This is a genomic window from Borreliella garinii (genome assembly GCF_001922545.1).
GTDB lineage: Bacteria > Spirochaetota > Spirochaetia > Borreliales > Borreliaceae > Borreliella > Borreliella garinii.
In genome coordinates, this window is the sequence record NZ_CP018744.1 from 79480 (window position 1) to 100020 (window position 20541).

Sequence of the window (20541 nt, forward strand, 5' to 3'; positions counted from 1 at the left end):
AAAATCACTTTATAGTAACAACTTCCAAATTCTCGTCATTTTCTGCAAGCTTAACATTAGAGGGTAACACAAGATCCTTAAGAAAAACACTATCCCCCTTGTTAACGGGAGTTAAATCAAGCTCTATAAATTCTGGCAAATCCAAAGGCAAAGATTTTACCCTAACCTGCTCTTTTAAGACAGTCAAAATTCCACCCTCTTTAACCCCAACAGAAGCCCCAATAAGCTTAATAGGAATATACTTTTCAAGCTCAACGCGCCTATCTACTTCATAAAAATCAATATGATAAATGAGCTTTCTTGCAACATTTTCGGCAACAGCTTTAACAAAAACACATCTTTCAAGCTTGCCGTCATCTAATATTAAAACAGTATTGTCCGTAAACTTTGCAAATTTTTTATTAAACTCACTGCTCTTGATTTTCAAGTGTGAAACATTATTACCCTGTCCGTAAACAACAGCCGGTATTTCATCTTTAGATCTTATTCTGCGAGCATTGGAAGATCCAAAGCTTGTTCTATATTTACAACTTAAAATCCTGCTATTTTCCACCAAAAAACTCCTAATGTAAAATACTGGGACGGAAGGATTCGAACCCTCGAATGACTGGACCAAAACCAGTTGACTTACCGCTTGTCGACGTCCCAAATACCTTAATACTTACAATTGACAAGCATACAAGATACAACACGCTTTGTCAACAATTATTTAAAAATCTAATTCAAGCTCAAGATCGGCTGGATTTTCTCTTATATATTCCTTAAAAATAGAAGTTTGCAAAGTTTTTCTAAAATCCTGACTAATAGGATGTACAATGTCTTTATACTCACCAACCCTGGTCCTTCTGTTAGGCATAGCAATAAATACTCCCTTTTGCCCTTTAATAACTCTAATATTGTGAAGAACTAAGCAATTATCAAAAGTAACTGCAACATATGCTAATAATTTAGAACCAGAATTTTTACTTTCAACTTTCTTAATCCTTATGTCTGTAATATCCACTTATAAGCCTCCCGCAAAAAGTACATACCTTAAATCTAAAATATTTTCTATTTTTTGTAAACCTATTTTTATGATATTTTTAGTTTTTTTAATTAAACAGCAATTAAGGATAAATGATAATTCCTTTGGACCATATTTTTTCAAGTTCGTAGTATTCTCTAGACTTTTCGCTCATTAAATGAATTACTAAATTTCCACCCGAAACAACAGTCCAGTCATAAACCAACCCTTTCCCTTGAAAGTTAAGATTAATTTTTCTTTCTTTAAAGAATTTAACTATCTTATCATGATACAAAGCTTCCATTTGTTTAAATGATACAAAAGTAGCTATTATAAAAAAATCAGTCCAATTGCAAATATTGCTAACATTAATACCTATAACGTCAATTCCATTAAAATTGCTTATTATTTTGCATAAAGTATTAATATCATTTACTTCTAACATATCTTCCATCAAAATCATCTCCTAAAACAACTATTACATCGGGATTAATATCAAGATTATCAAGCTCTAATAATCTTTTAGTTTGAACTTCAGAAATTGGCTTAATATTTGTAGCTTTAATTACCTCGCCAACTCTAACAGCCATTTCTAAATTATCCGAATTATTTATAATCAAGGTATTTTTATAAGAATTTTTATCTGCATTGCCAAATTTTAAAACTTTAAATTTTAAAGAATTAAAAATATTTGCTGTTTTTTTTGCAAGTCCAGCAACTTCTGTTCCATTTAAAACAACAATCTTTACTATCTCTTCTGCGCCTTCATTAATCAACTCTTTATTCAATTTATCCACCGATTCTTTTAAAATAGCGCCCCCATAATAAGGAAAAACAACTTTTATCAAATTATTATCATTATCCTTAAAAATCTCTTCTTGACCTTTAATATTAATAGAAATAATTTTATCATTATTAATTTTATAATTTTTAACAATATACTTAAAAACAACCTCTGAAAGATTAGTATCTATCATGGAATATATTTTGAAAAAATTGTCATTTTCAATACCAAAATCTGAAATTTGAAAAAGAAGTTTTTTAAAAAATTCTTTAAAAAACTCGACTCTCTCTTCAAACTGATTAACATCATTAAAATATCTTAAATAATCATAAGCTTTATCACCATCAAAATTAGAAGTGCCAGAGGGTATTAAAATAGAATCCTCAAAGTTATAAACTTTTACTGGATTTTTAACAAGAAGTCTAACCCCCCCCAAGTAATCAATAAGTTTAACAAAATTTTCTTTTTGAAAACGAATATAATAATCTGATTCATGAGATAATTGTGTATAAATTTTAGACAAAAACTTAGTAAAAGAATTTTTTTTATAAAGATCTTTAAACCAAGATATATTGCCTTTTAAATCTTCATATCCAGTATGAATTGGAATATCTAAAAAACCAAGATTTCCTGTTTTTATATTAATAAAAATTTCTTGCATGCTTACAAGGTTTTTATTAAGATCTTCTACTAAAAACAAAAAACTAATATTGTTCTTTGTATTAAGCTCGAAGTAAACTAACTCTTTTTTAGAGCTTCTAATAAAAAAAATTACTACACTCGCTATTATTAAAACGATTAAAACTAAAAAAATTAAATCCTTTCGCAAATATTTACCTTTTTAACATATAAATTATTATCTTTAATGTATTTTAACACACTATAAGGTAGTAAATAGCTAACAGGAAATCCATTTGCAATTCTATTTCTAATCTCTGATGAGGAGATTGGTATTATTTTATTATCTATATAAATATGCTTAAAAGAACTTTTTAGCCTCTCTTTGTAGATCCTGTGAGCAACAACAAGATCAACAGAACTTACAATACTTTGGGGATCTTTCCATGAATCAAAATTTTGAAAAAGATCATCGCCAATGACCAAAAAAAGTTTATCGTTTTTATATTTTTTTTTAACACAGGAAATAGTATCAACGGTATAAGTTATGCCACCATTTATTATGTCACAATCATCTATTAACATTTTATCTTCATTCTCTAATGCAAGCTTTAGCATATCTATTCTATTTTGAACACTAACATCCTCACTAATCAATTTATGAGCAGGATTACAAGTGGGAATAAAGATTACCTTATCAATATTTAATAAAAACTCTATCTCTTTGGCCAAAAAAATATGCCCAATATGAATTGGATTATAAGTGCCCCCTAATATTGCAATTCTCATTAATTATTTTTCCCTAAATTAAAAAAATTTGGCATACAAAAACCAAGTCCTAAAAACAAAAAAGCCCACAATAAAAATCAATTTTACTAAAAAGCTTTAGCCAAAATAAAAAATTCTTTAATAAGTTCATCAATCCCTCTATTCTCATAAATAGAGATACCGATAATCTTTTCTTTTCCCAGGGTCTTCATCAAGCAATTAAAATTTTTCTCAGAACTGTCCAAATCAAGCTTATTGGCAATAATAATTTTTTTTTTATTAAAAAGCTTATAGCTATAAGATTTTAATTCATTCAAAAGAATGTTATATGATTCTAAAAAATTTGCTTCAGAAATATCAATTACTAAAGCTAAAATTTTAGTTTTAGTAATATGTTTTAAAAATTTAGTCCCAAGTCCTACTCCAAAGCTAGCACCTTTAATTATTCCCGGAATATCTGCAATGATTAAATCATCATAAGAATATCTAAGTACACCAAGATGGGGAATCTTTGTTGTAAAAGGATAATTTGCGACCCTAGATTTTGCTGAAGTTATTCTATTAAGAAGAGAAGATTTGCCAGCATTGGGAAGTCCAACAAGTCCAATATCCGCCACCAAAGAAAGTTCAAGACGAACATTCAAGCTATTGCCTGATTCTCCGGGTTGAGCAAACCTTGGCGTCCTTCTAATTGAAGTTTTAAAATTCCAATTACCAAGACCACCTCTGCCACCTTTTAAAATAACAAATTCGTCATTTAATTTTTCAAGTCTACACAAAAGAGTTTCGTCGTTTTCATTATAAATGTCCGTATTTGGGGGAACAAAAAGAATTAAATCTTTCCCATTAGCTCCGCTTCTCTTGAAACCCATTCCAGGTCTACCATTTTTGGCACAAAGCACATGGCCATTTTTATAAGAAGATAAAGTGCGAAGATTTTCTTTCACCTTGAAAATTACACTCCCACCGCTCCCGCCATTTCCACCATCCGGACCACCCTTTGCATTAAACTTTTCTCGCAAAAAAGAAACACACCCAGAACCGCCATTGCCCGAAATTACCGTTATACTTACAGAGTCTTTAAAGTTATACAAACTTTCTCCAATTTTTCAATTTAAGCCAAATATTATTTACATGCTAAATAATATTTACATATTTTCTTCCCTTTAAAGTTTTAAACTCTACCTTGCCAGATGAAAGCGCAAATATTGTATAGTCTCTTCCAAGGCCGACGTTTTTACCCTTATGAAATTTTGTACCTCTTTGTCTAACAATTATTTCCCCAGCCTTAACAAACTGGCCACCACTTCTTTTAACTCCAAGTCGTTTAGATATAGAATCTCGTCCATTTTTTGAACTACCACCACTTTTACTTGTTGCCATTAATTTTCCTCCAAAACTAATTTAATATCATTAGGATATTCAAAGCACAAATCATTTATGCCTCTAATTAAAAATCTACTATAATAAAACAGACTTTCTTTGTTCAAATCCTTAAAAAAGGGCTTAAATTCTAAATAACCTCTTTTTGAATTTTTTACAATAAAAGCCTCGCCCTCAAGATCAAGAACGCTGAAAAAGGTTCTCAAAATAAAAGAAAAAGAAGAGCAGACAACATTAACATTATTCTTACTTATGGCATGACCATTAGCTAAAAGATAAATGATTACATCGTCTTTTACTTTTACTAAAACATTAATCAATAAACTTAAAAAACTATTTCATCAACCAAAATATAAGAATAGGTTTGTCTGTGTCCAACTTTTCGCTCACTTGATTTTCTTCTTCTATATCTGTAAGAAACAACCTTTTTATCTTTTTTATCTTCTTTATAGGTACATCTAATAAGAGAATTTGCAACATAGGGCTTTCCTATTTTAATCTCTCCATCTTTATTGATAAGTAAAACACTATTAAATTCCAGCTTATCTTTTTCAATAGGAGAAATTTTATCTATTTTTAAAAATTCACCCTCAATAGCCTTATATTGCTTTCCATTTATTTCTACCAATGCATACATTACATTACCTCAACTAAACATTGTAAATTTAATAAAAAAGAAAAGTCAAGCATTAAGTTAATTGTACCTTACAAGAGAATTAACCTCATAGTCTTCAAGAATGCGTCTACCATTAATACCACAAAGCTCAATAAAACAAAAAATATCCTTAACCCTGCCCCCGGCTCTCTCTAGTAAAATTGCAGACGACTTTAAAGTTCCACCAGTAGCCAATATATCATCTATTAAAAGAATATTGGAATACATTCTAACATCATCTTTGTGTACTTCTATTTTCCCAAAGCCATATTCAAGCTCATACTCTTCGCCAAAAACCTCTCTGGGCAATTTACCCTCTTTTCGAATTAAAACAAGAGGAAGTTGCATTTTTAAAGACAAAGGAGCACCTATTAAATACCCCCTGGACTCAACAACAGCAATGCAATCAATCTTTTTAAGATTATAAAAAGAATATGCCTCATTTATTAATGAAGCATAAACTTCGGGTTTTAACAAAACACTAGTAATATCGTAAAAAAGAACACCCTTTTTAGGAAAATCGGGTACTTTTGCAATAAACTTATCATAATACTCTGTTTTATTTTTCATAACCTACTTATCCCATCTATATGTTTGTGTATTTTTCAAAATAGTAAAACCAAAAGCCAAATTTACTTTTTTAAAGGAGGCGCTGGAACAAGATTAACTAAGTCTACTTTTGGTATTTCATCAGCTTCGGCTCTTGTCCAAATTTTACTTCTGCCAAAAATCCAAACTTTCCCCCTGGTGATAAGATTCCCAGTTTTACTGTCAACGCTCATCTCAGAATTATAAATTTTACCGTTTTTAGGATCTATTATTTTGCCTCTATCCCATTTTTTAGAAGAAGGAGAATACTTAAGACCCCACATAAAATCAAGACCCTCTATTGCAAGATTTTCAAACCCAACCACAGTATCTCCTGAGGGATTTTCGGCATTATATTTTTTACCATCTTTTATTATGGTTAAAATTCGCCCATAAACTTCTCCATTATATTTATAAACATAAATAATAGAATTTTTTATATTGCTCACATCATTATAACCAACCCAATACCCTAAAACTTCGTTTCTAGAATCAAGGTTTTCAGCCTTATTAATAATTTCCTTTTCATTTGTATTTTCTAAATTTGCAAATAAAAACATTGCAAAACAAAAAAAAAGAAAAAACTTTGACAAAATCTTGTTCATCAAATCTCCTTAAAACTAATAATTCTAAATAATAGCTCTTTTTTTAAATTACTCATTTAAGATGGCTAATTTAAAAATTAGTCGCAAACATCATTATACAACTTATTCTATAATTTTGATTATCAAGATAAAAATCTAAACAAAAACTAGATAAAAAAATACAAAATTAAGCAAAAACAATAGGTCAATTAATTGTTATATAAGATAATTAATGCTAGTATTAATAAAGTTAATTGTCTTTAAGGATTTGATCGTGGTAAGAGGAATTTATACAGCTGCTAGCGGAATGATGGCAGAAAGACACAAGCTTGACGTAGTGTCAAATAATTTAGCAAATATAGATCTCATTGGATACAAAAAAGATTTATCCATTCAAAAAGCATTTCCAGAAATGCTAATAAGAAGACTAAACGATGATGGCCTTTATAAATTTCCCAAAGGACATCTTGAAACAGCTCCTATTGTAGGTAAACTGGGAACAGGAGTTGAAGAAAATGAAATATATACACTATTTGAACAAGGCCCATTAAAAACTACTAGCAACCCATTAGATTTAGCGCTAACTGATCAAGGATTTTTTGTAATACAAACTTCAGATGGAGAGAGATATACAAGAAATGGTTCTTTTACTATTGGGAAAGAGGGAATCCTTGTTACAAAGAGCGGATTTCCTGTTCTAGGAGAAAAAGGATATATATATCTTAAAAAGAATAATTTTAAAATAACACCTCAAGGACAAATCTTCCACAATTCAAGCTTTGAATCAAACCCTAAAAGACTTGTTAGCGAGCATGAAAATTCTTGGGAAAATTATGAGCTGCTTGATACAATCAGAATTGTAAATTTTGAAAATCCCAGATTTCTCAAAAAACAGGGAAATTCTTTATGGGTTGACACAAAAACATCTGGCAAGGCACAAGAAATTGATATATCATTAAGGCCTAAAATAGAAACAGGGGCACTTGAAGCTTCCAATGTTAATGCTGTGAAAGAAATGGTTTTAATGATTGAAATCAACAGAGCTTACGAAGCTAATCAAAAAACAATACAAACTGAAGACAGCCTTTTAGGGAAGTTAATAAATGAAATTGGAAAATATTAAGGAGCATGTTTTATGATGAGAGCATTATGGACAGCAGCAAGTGGAATGACTGCACAACAATACAATGTAGACACAATTGCCAATAATCTTTCAAATGTAAATACTACAGGATTTAAAAAAATAAGAGCAGAATTTGAAGATTTGATTTATCAAACCCAAAACAGAGCAGGAACTCCTGCAACTGAAAATACTTTAAGGCCGCTCGGGAATCAAGTTGGCCACGGAACAAAAATCGCTGCTACTCAGAGAATATTTGAACAAGGAAAAATGCAATCCACCAATTTACTCACTGATGTTGCTATTGAAGGAGATGGATTTTACAAAATTCTTCTGCCTGATGGAACTTATGCATATACTAGAGATGGATCATTTAAAATCGATTCTAATCGAGAACTTGTAACAAGCCAAGGATACAAGGTATTGCCCAATATATTCTTCCCAGAAGAATATATCCAAAACTCAATTACAATATCTGAACAAGGAATAGTATCGGTAAAAATTGATAACAGCAACGAACCAATAGAACTTGGACAAATTGAAATCTCAAGATTTGTTAATCCTGCAGGACTAAGTGCCATTGGTAGCAATTTATTCAAAGAAACAGCCGGATCAGGCCAAGAAATAACAGGAATACCAGGAAGTGAAGGCATGGGAATACTAAGACAAGGTATTCTTGAGATGTCAAATGTATCTATTGCTGAAGAAATGGTAACAATGATAGTAGCTCAAAGGGCTTATGAAATAAACTCAAAGGCTATTCAAACTTCTGACAATATGTTAGGAATTGCAAATAATTTAAAAAGGCAATAAAATAAAAAAAAAATTATTTATTGTTATTTTATTTTTCACAACAAGCTCAATTATAAGCGCTGCTCATGATTTGTGCTTCAATATTACTCCTAGTAAAGCATATTTCTTTTCAAAAAAGTATTCAAAAATATGCAACAATCAAAGCTTATCAAAAATATATATCCCGCCACATTTAACTAAAAAATCAATAATTTTTGAAATGATTTATTACATCACAAAAAATTTATCAAATGAAAATATCTATATACTTCAATTCAGCTTTGATGAATCTGAAATAAACATAGACGACAAATTTTTCAAAAAAATAAAATTTAAAGTAAAAAGCAATAATTCATACAAAAATATTCCAATTCAAAAAACTCTGGTTTATTATGCAAAAAACTTTGAAAGTTACAAAAGACATAATTACGTTAATATGTATATTGATATAATTGAGCCCATTGTATTTGCAAAAGAAAATCTAAAAAAAAATGAAATCCTTAATGAACATAACATCTACTTTAAATATAAAATTAACACAATAAGGATAAATGATGTTCTCAGTCTAAATGAATTAAACAACAGTAAATATAAAGTTATACGCAAAACAAGCAAAAATGAAGAGATAAGATTAAATAAAGTACAAAAAGAATAATGTTTTATTTTATCGTCCTCAATCTAAAAATCATTAATTTTAATCTGTCTTAGTAAAAACAATATTCAACAAATCAAGAATTAATTAGCGATTTACCTAAAAAAGTTTCATTAATTGCAATAATTGATATAAAATAGTAAATATTAAGGAAATGAAATAAATAGAGTAAAGAATGAACAAACTAATGTTAATGTTAATTGCATTTGCAACAACAAATCTATTCGCCCAGGCAAACAAAGCTTCAACAGAACCAAAAGCAGAACAATCACTTAACGACAAGTTGTCTGAAAGCGTAAAATTAAAAGAAATTGCAAATATTTGTCCCACAAGCACAAATTTTTTAACAGGCATTGGAATAGTAGTAGGTCTTGCCGGAAAGGGAGACTCTTTAAAACAAAAAGACCTTATAAATAAAATTTTAGAAGAAAACAATACAATAGGTGAAATAAGCCCTAATAGCATAGAAAGTAAAAATATTGCACTAGTAAGTGTAAGCCTCCAAGTAAAAGGTAATACAATCAAGGGCTCAAAACATAAAGCTCGTATTGCATCAATATTAGACTCAAAAGATTTAACAAATGGAATACTTTTAAAAACAAATCTTAAAAATAAAGAGGGAGAAATAATAGCAATTGCATCAGGAATTATAAAGACCAATGGCAAATTAAAAGGATCTGAATACACCCTGGATATTATAATAATAAATGAAAATCAAAATGCTAGCTACAGCTATAACATAATTCTTGAAAAAGGAAATTATACATTAATAAATAGACTTCATAAAATATTAACCTCTAAAAAAATCAACAACAAAATTAAATCAGATAGCATAATAGAAATAGAAGCAAAAAACATGAGCCTATTGGAAGAGATTGAGAATATTAAAATAGAAACTAATCCTAAGGTACTAATAGACAAAAAAAATGGTATTATCCTAGCAAGTGAAAATGCCAAAATAGGAACTTTTACATTTTCTATTGAAAAAGACGATCAAACTATTCTAAGTAGCAAAAATAAAACAACAATTCAAGTAAACTCAATGAAATTAAACGAATTCATATTGAAAAATTCCAACAACCTTAGCAATAAAGAATTAATTCAAATAATTCAAGCCGCAAAAAAAATCAATAAATTAGATGGAGAACTTATCTTGGAGGAAATTAATGGAAACTAAAATTAATTCACAAAATCTAAAATTTAAAAATCAAATAAATAATTTTAAAAATCCCGTAGAAATAAAAAAATCTTTTAAAAAAAACGAAGAACTTCGAAAAGCTTCTTTAGAATTTGAGGCTATATTTATCAAGCAAATGCTTGAAAGCATGAAAAAAACTCTTAACAAAAATCAAAATCTGCTAAGCGGAGGCCAAGTAGAAGAAATTTTTGAAGATATGCTTTACGAACAAAGAGCAAAACAAATGGCACAATCTCAAAGCTTTGGAATTGCCAATTTGATTTACAATCAATTACAAAAAGATAAATAATAAATAATTCTAAAAACATCTCCCCCCAACTTAAAATTATATCCAATTTAATTTTAAGATAGTCTTAAACTAAATTGGCACAATTTTTGCATGCAGGTTAAGTAGTAAAAAGTTAATCACAATATTCAAGAAAGGGGAGAAAAATATACGACTATGAATATATTTAGCAATGAGGATTTAAACATATATTTAAAATCGGTAAGAGAACACAAGTTGATTACTCACGAAGAAGAAATTAAACTTGCAGGCCAAATACAAAGAGGCAACGCACAGGCAAAAAACAAGATGATAAACGCAAATTTGCGACTTGTTTTAAAAATAATAAAAAGATATGCGGGCAAAGGACTAAAAATTGAAGACTTAATACAAGAAGGCAACTTAGGATTAATAAGAGCTGCTGAAAAATATGATCCGAATAAAAACACTAAATTTTCAACTTATGCATCATTTTGGATCAAGCAATCGCTACAAAGAGCATTAAATACTAAAACTAGATTGGTAAAAGTCCCATACAGAAAAGAAAATCTAATACTACAAATAAACAAATATTTAACAGAAGAAGAAAAATCGCCCAAAAAAGAAGAAATAATGAAAAGATTTAATCTATCTCCTGCTCAGTATATAAAAATTATTCCTTATCTTGAAAAAGAATATTCGCTAGATAAAGAAATAGAGGGATCTGAAAATTCAACACTCTTGAATCTATACGAGGACAATTCTTTTAACCCTGAAATTACTCTTGAACAAGACTCAACTATAAAACATTTGAATTATGTACTTGAAACAAAATTAAATGAAAAGGAAAGATATATAATTAAAAAAAGATATAACCTAGACAATAATCCTAAAAAAAGCACCTTAAAAGACATTTCAACAGAACTTGGGATATCATCAGAAACTGTAAGACAAATTGAAAAAAGAGTTCTTAAAAAACTAAAAGAAGAGATAAATTAACATTGACATTCATGGCATGTTCTGATCTACTTTTAAGTCAGTGGTCATGAATGTTTATATTTTATATTAAAAAAAACAAATTTATTATTGTAATTTTTATTATTATTGCTATTGCAATAACTCAAGCATTTGCAAGTTTTTTATATTTTAACGACAATTTAAAGGTTGTAAATGCACCACTTAAAGATAGGCTTCAAAAAACACAAAAAGACAGCTTAATAATAAATAACAAAGAAAATAAAAAATCCAGAATAAAGCCCAAGTTTTACTTAATCATCGATGACGTAGGTTATGATGAATTTATGTTAGAACAATTTATAAAACTTAATTTTGAAATAAATTATGCCATTATTCCATTTCTACCAAAATCAATGAATTTATACAAAAAGCTAAAAAATAATAACAAAACAATAATAATACATTTCCCAATGCAATCAAAACATAGAAACTCAATAGAAAAATTTCATATAAACATAAAAGATAAAAAGGAAGAAATACACAAAAAAATCGAAAAAACATTTAAAATGTATCCTGATGCAAAAATAATGAATAATCACATGGGTAGCTTAATAACTTCAAATAAAGATTTAATGAAAATCATTTTAATAAAGCTTAAAGAGATTGATAGATATTTTTTCGACAGCGTAACTATTGCAGGAAGCGTACCAGAAATAATAGGTAAAGAAATTGGAGTTAGAGTAGAAAAAAGAGATGTATTTCTTGATAACAAAGACACAGAAGAGTCCGTACTCAAGGAACTTGAAAAAGCAAAAAATATTGCTAGAAAACATGGAATAGTAAAAGTAATCGGACATATTTGGTCTAAAAACACACTAAAAGTCCTAGAAAAAGAAGGACCTAATTTAAACCAGGAATTTAAATTTGACAACTTATTAAATCTTTACGAGGAAACAATCAGATGAAAGTACTTGGAATAGAAACCTCTTGTGACGACTGTTGCATAGCTGTAGTAGAAAACGGCATTCGTATTTTAAGCAATATAAAATTAAATCAAAAAGAACATAAAAAATATTACGGAGTAGTACCCGAAATTGCCTCAAGACTTCATACTGAAGCTATTATGTCTGTTTGTATAGACGCACTAAAAAAGGCAAATACTAAAATATCTGAAATTGACTTAATAGCTGTAACATCTAGACCTGGACTTATTGGATCTTTAATAGTTGGATTAAACTTTGCCAAAGGTTTGGCAATTTCATTAAAAAAACCTATTATTTGCATTGACCACATCTTAGCCCATCTTTACGCTCCTTTAATGAGCTCAAAAATAGAATATCCATTTATATCATTATTATTAAGCGGTGGACATACATTGATTGCTAAACAAAAAAATTTCGATGATGTTGAAATACTTGGAAAAACTCTAGATGATTCTTGTGGGGAAGCTTTTGACAAAGTAGCAAAGCATTATAATATGGGATTTCCAGGAGGTCCAAACATCGAACAAATATCTAAAAATGGAGATGAAAACACATTTAAATTTCCAGTTACCACCTTTAGAAAAAAAGAAAACTGGTATGATTTTTCATACTCTGGACTAAAAACAGCCTGCATACATCAACTCGAAAAATTCAAAAGCAAAGATAATCCAACAACAAAAAATAATATAGCTGCAAGCTTCCAAAAAGCTGCCTTTGAAAATCTAATTATCCCACTAAAAAGAGCAATCAAAGATACTCAAATCAACAGATTGGTAATAGCAGGCGGTGTTGCAAGCAATTTATACTTAAGAGAAAAAATAAATAAATTAAAAATACAAACTTACTACCCTCCTCTTGATCTTTGCACAGATAATGGAGCAATGATTGCGGGGCTTGGATTTAATATGTATTTAAAATACGGAGAAAGTCCAATCGAAACTGATGCAAATTCAAGAATAGAAAATTATAAAAACCAATACAAGGGAAGAAAATAGTGAAAAGAATTTTAGCAATGCATGATATTTCAAGTATGGGAAGAACATCTCTAACAATATGTATACCGGTAATATCTTCGTTTAATATGCAAGTATGCCCTTTTGTAACAGCTGTCCTTTCTGCTTCTACAGCTTATAAAAAATTTGAAATAGTTGATTTAACTGATCATTTGGAAAAATTTATCAAGATATGGAAAGAGCAAAATGAACATTTTGACATACTCTATACGGGATTTCTAGGAAGCGAAACACAACAAATAACAATAGAAAAAATAATTAAATTAATAAAATTTGAAAAAATTGTAATTGACCCTGTATTTGCTGACAATGGGAAAATTTACTCTATATTTGATAATAAAATAATTAGTGGCTTTAGAAAAATCATAAAGTATGCAAACATAATAACACCCAATATCACAGAACTTGAAATGCTAAGTAAAAGCTCACAACTTAACAACAAAGATGATATTATAAAAGCAATATTAAATCTTGATACAAAAGGAGTAGTAGTTGTTACAAGCGTCAAAAAAGGAGATCTTTTAGGAAACATTTGCTACAATCCTAAAAACAAAGAATACTCAGAGTTTTTTTTAGAAAAATTAGAGCAAAATTTCAGTGGAACGGGAGATTTATTTACTAGTTTGCTTATAGGATACTTGGAAAAATTCGAAATGGAACAGGCCCTGGAAAAAACAACAAAAGCTATTCACTTAATAATAAAAGATTCAATTAAAGAAAATGCTTTAAAAAAAGAAGGGGTTCGGATTGAAAAATTTTTAAAAAATACATTTTGAATTTAAATTTCATTAAATTCAATTTAAAAGATTTAATAGATTTTTTGTACTAAAAAATCTATTAAAAAGCAAATGCTTTATTGTTTTTATGGATAAATAAATATATGTCAAACAAAAAAAGAATATTTTTTACAGGGGGGGGGACTGGAGGCCACGTATTTCCAGGAATATCTATAATACAAAAATTAAAAGAATTGGACAATGAAATTGAATTTTTTTGGATAGGCAAAAAAAAATCTATAGAAGAAAAATTGATAAAAGAACAAAATAATATTAAATTTATTCCGGTTCCATGCGGGAAACTTAGACGTTATTTTTCTTTTCAAAATTTTACTGACTTTTTTAAAGTAATACTTGGAATAATAAAAAGCTTCTACATTTTAAAAAAATATAAACCTCAGATTGTCTATGCAACTGGGGGATTTGTCTCAACTCCTACAATTATTGCATCTAGTTTGTTAAAAATAAAAAGAATAACCCATGAAATGGATTTGGATCCTGGGCTTGCAACAAAAATTAATGCTAAATTCGCAAATAAAATATACACAAGCTTCAAAGAAAGTGAAAAATACTTTAAAAACCATAAAAACATTATTTACACAGGATCTCCTATAAGAAAAGAATTCTTAACTCCAAATCCCAAAATCATCAAACAATTAACTCAAAACACTAACAAACCAATTGTTAGCATACTTGGGGGATCTCTTGGTGCTAATGTTTTAAACAACCTTGCACTCTTTATTAAAAAGGATTCTGAAATCTACTTCATCCATCAATCAGGGAAAAACTTAAATGGCCTGAGAGAAGACAATTACCTGAGAAGACAATTTTTTAACGCAGAAGAAATGGCAAGCATAGTTAAATTTTCCAATATAATAATAAGCAGAGCTGGAGCTGGAGCAATAAAGGAATTTGCAAATGCTTGCACATGTGTAATTTTGATTCCATTTAAAAAAGGCTCTAGAGGAGATCAAATTAAAAATGCAAAATTACTAAAAAATCAAAATGCTTGCATTTATATAGATGAAGATGAAATTTTAAATACAAATATTTTGAAAGTTATAAAAGAAACTTTAAATGATAGAGAAAAAATCAACTCTCTAAAAGAAAACATCAAGAAATTCAACAATAAGCATTCTTCAACTTTAATAGCCAAATTACTAATAGAAGATATTAAGGAGACAAAATCTAAATGATAGTAAACGATCCTATAAAAATAACCGGAATAGTGGACATACTAATAATAATAATTTTCACATCTTTAGGATTTAGAGGATTTTTAAGAGGATTTATTAAAGAAATTAGCGGATTTGCCGAAGTTTTTGTTTTAATAATCCTGCTTTATAAAAAAACTGAAGAGTTTAGAATGTTGGTTAAACCTATTGTTGAGCTGTCCTACATCCAAGCACTTCTTGTATTTTTTCTGCTCATACATATAGGATTTTTAATACTACAATCCTTAATAGAATCAATAATGAGCCAACTTAAATTAGTATTCTTCAACAGAATGCTAGGCTTAGTGCTTGGTCTACTTGAAGCTTTTGGAATAATTGCAATCGTGGTTTACATAATACACTCACAACAAATATTTAAGCCTGAATATTTCCTAAAAGAAAGTAAACTCCTTGATTATTTAAACCCTGGAATAAGCTATCTCTTTAAAATCTCAAAAACAAAATAAGGAACCAATAATGACAATACTTCCAAAGATTGCCAAAGACATAATAAAAGCATATGATCAAAAAATATTACCAAATGCAATTCTTTTACTAGGAGAAAAGTTTTCATCAAAAAAGGTCAGCGCAATTGAGCTTGCAAAAAAAATATTAAACGAAAAAAACTTAACAAACCCTAATTTGCTCATTTTTGCAAATCTCGATACAATAGAAGCAAAAGCGCATCTTTCTACGAATTCGTATAAAATAGTAAATAAATACCTAGAATACATTAAAACTGTAATTTTTACCAAATGTTATTTCAGTAATGAAAAAAATTTGAAAAAAATAGAAAAAAATATCAACTACATTAATTCTGTTTATTATAAAAAAGAATATAATATAAACATAAAAAATGAGCTTATAAAAAATATAGAAAATATAAACAAAGAACTAAATCGTAATATTACTGTTTATGATGTAAAAAAAATTCAAACTTGGATTTTTTCTGAAAAAGAAAAACCAAAGGTAATCTACATAAACGAAATCGAAAACTTATCATTTAATGTACACAACTCACTTTTAAAAATACTAGAAGAGCCTCCTTTAAATATTTACTTTATCTTAGCAGCAAGAAATAAAAACAAAATACCAAAAACAATACTTTCAAGACTTAGAATCTATAATTTCACAAAACCAGAAAAAAGATTGGGAATTCAAATATTCAAAGAAAGCTTTCTAACAAACAAAGACATAACAATTGAGGAGTATTTCGCCTCATTTTACGAAGAAGAAAGCAAAAAAATAAAAAAAGAATTAATAAAAATTTTAAATATAATAAAAGAAAAAAAATCCATATTTAATCTTGAAGAAATCGACTTTATAAAAGATGATCAGAGCTTTAAAATATTTTTAAACGAACTTACAATTAACATTAGAAAAGATTTTTTAGAAAAAAAGATAGATATTAATCAATATCTCAAATACACAGAACATTTGAAAAATATTTATAAATATCGCCCTTATAATCAAAATAAAAAATTAATAATAGAAAACTTGATGCTAAATTACGAGGAGATATGAATAATTTTTTTAAAAAAGCTTTAACAAAACTAAACAAATTATCTAATGAACAAAAAACTAAATTTATTGAACAAATTTACAAAAAAATAGAAATATATGACGGAATATTCGCATCAATTAATGAAGGAATCATTGTCCTTGACAAACAAAACAACATAATCTATTCAAATAAGATTTTATACCAAATTCTAGCTTTAACAGCTAAATCAAAAATAGAAATTCTTGATGATATTCAAATTCCAATCTTAATAAATTTAATAAAAGAAATAGTTAGAACAGAAGATAAAATAATAGGATTAGAAGTCCCAATCTCAAACAATATATATATTAAAATTTCATTTATGCCTTATGTAAAAGAAAAAAAACTTGAAGGCAACATTATTTTGATAGAAGACATTAAAGAGAAAAAAAAGAAAGAGGAAATGTTTAGAAGAGTTGAAGCTTTAGCCTCTTTTACAAGGCATGCAAGAAATATTGCTCATGAAATCAAAAACCCACTTGGAGCAATCGATATAAATTTACAACTGCTAAAAAAGGAAATTAAAAAACAAAAAATAAAAAATGGTAAAGCTGAAAATTATTTCAAAGTAATAAAAGAAGAAATAAACAGAGTAGATAAAATAGTAACAGAATTTTTATTAACTGTAAGACCAATAAAAATTAACTTACAAGAAAAAGATATTAAACAAGTAATAAACAGTGTATATGAATTGTTAAATCCCGAATTAGAAAACAAAAACATAAAACTACTACTTAATTTAAATAAAATAAGCAATATCCTTGTTGATGAGAAACTATTAAAACAAGTTATTATAAATATAGTTAAAAATGCAGAAGAAGCACTGCTTGAAACAAAAAAAGAAATAAAAAAAATAGAAATTTTTCTTTTAGAAAAAGACAATAAAATACATATCAACATAAAAGATAATGGAATCGGAATAAAAGATGAAGTAAAAGAGGAAATATTTAAACCTCAATTTAGCACAAAAGAAAAAGGAAGTGGAATAGGACTTACTATTTCTTATAAAATAATAAAAGAGCTTGGGGGTGAAATTTTTGCAGAAAGCAAAGAAGGTAAAGGTACTATTTTTACAATCACACTTCCTAAACTAAATAAAAAAAATATTTTAATTGAAGGGTATTAAAAATGAGCAAAATACTTGTAGCTGATGATGAAAAGAATATTAGAGAAGGAATTGCTACCTATCTTGAGGATGAAGGATATTTTGTTTTCACGGCTAGCGACGGAGAGGAAGCTCTTGAAACAATTGAAAATGAAAATCTTGATGTAATAATATCTGATCTTAGAATGCCTCAGATATCAGGAGAAAAATTGCTCAAAATAGTTAAAGAAAAAAACTTAAAAATACCTTTTATTATTTTAACGGCCCACGGAACAGTTGATTCTGCTGTAGACGCCATGAGAGAAGGTGCTTACGATTTTTTAACAAAACCCTTAGACCTTGAAAGACTCTTGCTAATAATAAAAAGATCATTAAATAAAAAAGAAAATAACAATGGAGAAAATGTCAATTTAGAAAATATTCTAATAAGAAAAGATTTAAAATACTATGAAAAAATCATAGGAAAATCGCTGTTAATGCAAAAGATTTTTGAACTTGTAATAAAAATAGCAAAATCAAACGCATCTGTTCTTATAACGGGCGAAATCGGTGTTGGAAAAGAGATAATAGCCGATGCTATTTTTGATCTTTCAAATAGAAATGACAAACCATTTATAAAAGTAAATTGCGCTGCACTTTCTGAAAGCATCCTTGAAAGCGAGCTTTTTGGGCATGAAAAAGGAGCATTCACTGGCGCAATTTCCAAAAAAAAAGGCAGATTTGAACTTGCTAACAAAGGTACAATTTTTCTTGATGAGATAGCAGAAATTTCACCTGAAATTCAAGTTAAACTTTTAAGAGTACTACAAAACAAAACATTTGAACGCGTTGGGGGAGAAACTACAATTAAAGTTGACATTAGGCTTCTGGCTGCAACAAACAAGAACCTTGAAGAAGAAATTAAAAAGGGGAAATTTAGAGAAGATTTATTTTATAGATTAAATATCATTAATATAAACATACCGCCTTTAAGAGAGAGAAAAGATGATATATCTAATTTAACAAGCATACTAATAAGAGACGTCGCAAAGGAAAATAATAGACAAGAAAAAACTCTTTCTAATGATGCAATTAAAGCTCTCTATTATTACGATTGGCCAGGAAATATTAGAGAATTAAAAAATGTACTTGAAAGCGCATTAATATTATCAAAAGGAAAGCAAATCACCAAAGAAGATTTACCGGCAAAAATCAAGAATAATGAAAATCTTATATTTAAAATCACACTACCAATAGGAATTAGCCTAAAAGAGGCTGAAAAAGAAATAATAAAACAAACGCTTTTTCATTCCAAAAACAATAAAAGCAAATGCGCCGAAATATTAAAAATAGGAAGAAAAACTTTACATAATAAAATAATCGAATATCAGATTGATCAATAAGATTTATTTCAAATTATTAAATAATAATCAATACAAAAAAATAACATGGCTATAAATTGAATGTATAATTTTGAAACCAAAAAATTTTTTAATGTCAATAATTATATTAAAATGAAACACTTTCTTTCAAAATTCTGGTGCAAAAGTGTAAAAATATTCTTACCAAATAAGTAATTATACATTATTATTTATTAATAATCAATACAATTTAATAATTGTATATTTAGCTACCTGCAACCCAAGTTTACTTCAAAAGCTTTAAAGGGTTAATAGGAATATTTTTTTTTAATATTTCAAAGTGTAAATGGGGTCCTGTTGAGCGCCCCGTTTGTCCTACCATTCCAAGCAATTCGCCTGATTTAATCGGGTCTCCTATCTTTACAGAATATGAATTTAAATGCCCATAAAGAGATTTAATATTATTTTTGTGACCAACTACAACAAAATTACCATAAAGATCATTGTATCCAACTTCAATGACTATTCCAGAAGAAGAGGAATACACTTCCGTATTCATTGGAGCTGCAAGATCTATTCCCGTATGAAAACTTTTATTACCAGTGAAAGGATCATTTCTAAATCCAAAATCAGAACTAACAATAAATTTTTTTAAAGGAAAAATAAAGTTGGCATTTAAAAAAAAAAGTAACTCTGTACCTGAAAAAAGTCCAAAATCTGGATTCTTTACAAAATCAAAAAAATAAAACTCATAAACTCTGTCGCTCCTTTTAATTTTTATTTTTTCAGCTTTAGTGAGATCTCTTGTTGCTAAGAGCAAATTATTAAACCTATAATCTTTGCTATCAAAAACAAAAACTCCTTTTTTACTAGGAATAAGAAGCTCTTGCCCAACACTCACAAGAGGAGAATCTAATAAATTAACGGTAGCAATGCCAGACTGCCATCCATTTATTTTATTAGCAATTTTAAAAAAAGTATCCCCCTTTTTAACTTTATATAAGTAAAAAAATAGGGGAATATGCTGTTTTTTATTATATTTTAAAACTTTGACTTTAAGATCAGAAAAAATAGGATCTTTTCTTGAAAAATTTTTTATTTCTGGATAAGAAAAAACACAAATTGCTTTTAAAAAAAAGAAAACTACTTTAAATAAAAAAAAATTTTTACTCATACTGCAAATTCTTTCACCCTTAATTAATCAAAATATAATAAAAAACA

The 20541-nt window shown here is 28.2% G+C and carries 25 protein-coding genes, 1 tRNA gene and 1 pseudogene; 14 read left to right on the forward strand and 13 right to left on the reverse strand.

The window, feature by feature from the left end; genetic code table 11:
- Positions 1-4: 4 nt before the first annotated feature.
- The 12 genes from BLA33_RS00290 to BLA33_RS00345 form a co-directional block, all read right to left on the reverse strand.
- The gene (locus BLA33_RS00290) at positions 5-553 is read right to left on the reverse strand and encodes a 50S ribosomal protein L25/general stress protein Ctc (RefSeq protein ID WP_029346872.1); all 549 of its coding nucleotides are present in this window, start codon (positions 551-553) and stop codon (positions 5-7) included.
- Positions 554-576: 23 nt separating this feature from the next.
- A tRNA-Gln gene (locus BLA33_RS00295) sits at positions 577-648 on the reverse strand.
- A gap of 61 nt (positions 649-709) precedes the next feature.
- Positions 710-1003, reverse strand: a complete 294-nt coding sequence (gene spoVG / locus BLA33_RS00300; protein WP_004791087.1) for a DNA-binding protein SpoVG — start codon at positions 1001-1003, stop codon at positions 710-712.
- 103 nt (positions 1004-1106) lie between these two features.
- Complete coding sequence (rsfS, locus tag BLA33_RS00305) at positions 1107-1457, reverse strand: ribosome silencing factor (protein ID WP_029346873.1); 351 nt, start codon at positions 1455-1457, stop codon at positions 1107-1109.
- Positions 1432-2616 (reverse strand): LCP family protein, encoded by a 1185-nt coding sequence (locus BLA33_RS00310; RefSeq protein ID WP_004793370.1) that lies wholly within the window; start codon positions 2614-2616, stop codon positions 1432-1434. Before BLA33_RS00310 ends, rsfS begins: the two co-directional genes overlap by 26 nt.
- Positions 2601-3194 carry a nicotinate (nicotinamide) nucleotide adenylyltransferase gene (nadD, locus tag BLA33_RS00315; protein WP_075226299.1) on the reverse strand — a complete coding sequence of 198 codons (594 nt, stop codon included), beginning with the start codon at positions 3192-3194 and terminating at the stop codon, positions 2601-2603. Before nadD ends, BLA33_RS00310 begins: the two co-directional genes overlap by 16 nt.
- An 86-nt stretch (positions 3195-3280) precedes the next feature.
- On the reverse strand, positions 3281-4267 hold the full coding sequence (gene obgE, locus BLA33_RS00320) for a GTPase ObgE (RefSeq protein ID WP_075226300.1): 987 nt from the start codon (positions 4265-4267) through the stop codon (positions 3281-3283).
- 43 nt (positions 4268-4310) lie between these two features.
- Positions 4311-4556 carry a 50S ribosomal protein L27 gene (rpmA, locus tag BLA33_RS00325; RefSeq protein ID WP_004791364.1) on the reverse strand — a complete coding sequence of 82 codons (246 nt, stop codon included), beginning with the start codon at positions 4554-4556 and terminating at the stop codon, positions 4311-4313.
- Positions 4556-4876, reverse strand: a complete 321-nt coding sequence (locus BLA33_RS00330) for a ribosomal-processing cysteine protease Prp (RefSeq protein ID WP_029346811.1) — start codon at positions 4874-4876, stop codon at positions 4556-4558. Before BLA33_RS00330 ends, rpmA begins: the two co-directional genes overlap by 1 nt.
- A gap of 5 nt (positions 4877-4881) precedes the next feature.
- The gene (gene rplU / locus BLA33_RS00335; RefSeq protein WP_004791246.1) at positions 4882-5193 is read right to left on the reverse strand and encodes a 50S ribosomal protein L21; all 312 of its coding nucleotides are present in this window, start codon (positions 5191-5193) and stop codon (positions 4882-4884) included.
- 57 nt (positions 5194-5250) lie between these two features.
- Entirely contained in the window at positions 5251-5781 is a 531-nt protein-coding gene (locus BLA33_RS00340) for an adenine phosphoribosyltransferase (RefSeq protein ID WP_029346810.1), read from the reverse strand.
- Positions 5782-5843: 62 nt separating this feature from the next.
- On the reverse strand, positions 5844-6404 hold the full coding sequence (locus tag BLA33_RS00345) for a DUF2147 domain-containing protein (RefSeq protein ID WP_075226301.1): 561 nt from the start codon (positions 6402-6404) through the stop codon (positions 5844-5846).
- A gap of 253 nt (positions 6405-6657) precedes the next feature.
- Here BLA33_RS00345 and BLA33_RS00350 point away from each other — a divergent pair, with 253 nt between their 5' ends.
- The 14 genes and pseudogenes from BLA33_RS00350 to BLA33_RS00415 all read left to right on the forward strand — a co-directional run bounded on the left by BLA33_RS00350 (position 6658) and on the right by BLA33_RS00415 (position 19362).
- Positions 6658-7506 carry a flagellar hook-basal body protein gene (locus BLA33_RS00350; protein ID WP_011194069.1) on the forward strand — a complete coding sequence of 283 codons (849 nt, stop codon included), beginning with the start codon at positions 6658-6660 and terminating at the stop codon, positions 7504-7506.
- A 12-nt stretch (positions 7507-7518) separates the two neighbouring features.
- Positions 7519-8316 (forward strand): flagellar basal-body rod protein FlgG, encoded by a 798-nt coding sequence (flgG, locus tag BLA33_RS00355; RefSeq protein WP_029346808.1) that lies wholly within the window; start codon positions 7519-7521, stop codon positions 8314-8316.
- Positions 8317-8515: 199 nt separating this feature from the next.
- Positions 8516-8950, forward strand: coding sequence for a hypothetical protein (locus BLA33_RS00360; RefSeq protein ID WP_029346807.1), 435 nt, complete (start codon positions 8516-8518; stop codon positions 8948-8950).
- A 172-nt stretch (positions 8951-9122) separates the two neighbouring features.
- A complete protein-coding gene (locus BLA33_RS00365) occupies positions 9123-10124 on the forward strand; it encodes a flagellar basal body P-ring protein FlgI (RefSeq protein WP_029346806.1) in 1002 nt (333 codons plus the stop codon).
- Complete coding sequence (locus tag BLA33_RS00370) at positions 10114-10434, forward strand: rod-binding protein (protein WP_004791352.1); 321 nt, start codon at positions 10114-10116, stop codon at positions 10432-10434. The genes BLA33_RS00365 and BLA33_RS00370 overlap by 11 nt, the downstream gene beginning before the upstream one ends.
- Before the next feature lie 153 nt (positions 10435-10587).
- Complete coding sequence (rpoS, locus tag BLA33_RS00375) at positions 10588-11388, forward strand: RNA polymerase sigma factor RpoS (RefSeq protein ID WP_004791281.1); 801 nt, start codon at positions 10588-10590, stop codon at positions 11386-11388.
- Positions 11389-11438: 50 nt separating this feature from the next.
- Positions 11439-12311 (forward strand): divergent polysaccharide deacetylase family protein, encoded by an 873-nt coding sequence (locus tag BLA33_RS00380; protein WP_075226302.1) that lies wholly within the window; start codon positions 11439-11441, stop codon positions 12309-12311.
- Positions 12308-13349 (forward strand): annotated as a pseudogene (gene tsaD / locus BLA33_RS00385) (tRNA (adenosine(37)-N6)-threonylcarbamoyltransferase complex transferase subunit TsaD). Before BLA33_RS00380 ends, tsaD begins: the two are co-directional and overlap by 4 nt.
- Positions 13324-14118, forward strand: a complete 795-nt coding sequence (locus tag BLA33_RS00390) for a PfkB family carbohydrate kinase (RefSeq protein WP_004791250.1) — start codon at positions 13324-13326, stop codon at positions 14116-14118. Before tsaD ends, BLA33_RS00390 begins: the two are co-directional and overlap by 26 nt.
- 104 nt (positions 14119-14222) lie before the next feature.
- Positions 14223-15314, forward strand: coding sequence for an undecaprenyldiphospho-muramoylpentapeptide beta-N-acetylglucosaminyltransferase (gene murG, locus BLA33_RS00395; protein ID WP_075226303.1), 1092 nt, complete (start codon positions 14223-14225; stop codon positions 15312-15314).
- A complete protein-coding gene (locus tag BLA33_RS00400; RefSeq protein ID WP_029346805.1) occupies positions 15311-15799 on the forward strand; it encodes a CvpA family protein in 489 nt (162 codons plus the stop codon). The genes murG and BLA33_RS00400 overlap by 4 nt, the downstream gene beginning before the upstream one ends.
- 10 nt (positions 15800-15809) lie before the next feature.
- The gene (locus tag BLA33_RS00405; RefSeq protein WP_029346804.1) at positions 15810-16856 is read left to right on the forward strand and encodes a DNA polymerase III subunit gamma/tau; all 1047 of its coding nucleotides are present in this window, start codon (positions 15810-15812) and stop codon (positions 16854-16856) included.
- Positions 16853-18001, forward strand: coding sequence for a two-component system sensor histidine kinase NtrB (locus BLA33_RS00410; protein WP_075226304.1), 1149 nt, complete (start codon positions 16853-16855; stop codon positions 17999-18001). Before BLA33_RS00405 ends, BLA33_RS00410 begins: the two co-directional genes overlap by 4 nt.
- A 2-nt stretch (positions 18002-18003) precedes the next feature.
- Positions 18004-19362 (forward strand): sigma-54-dependent transcriptional regulator, encoded by a 1359-nt coding sequence (locus tag BLA33_RS00415; protein WP_075226305.1) that lies wholly within the window; start codon positions 18004-18006, stop codon positions 19360-19362.
- 244 nt (positions 19363-19606) lie between these two features.
- Here BLA33_RS00415 and BLA33_RS00420 read toward each other — a convergent pair whose 3' ends face one another.
- Positions 19607-20494 (reverse strand): LysM peptidoglycan-binding domain-containing M23 family metallopeptidase, encoded by an 888-nt coding sequence (locus tag BLA33_RS00420; RefSeq protein WP_075226306.1) that lies wholly within the window; start codon positions 20492-20494, stop codon positions 19607-19609.
- Positions 20495-20541: the final 47 nt, after the last annotated feature.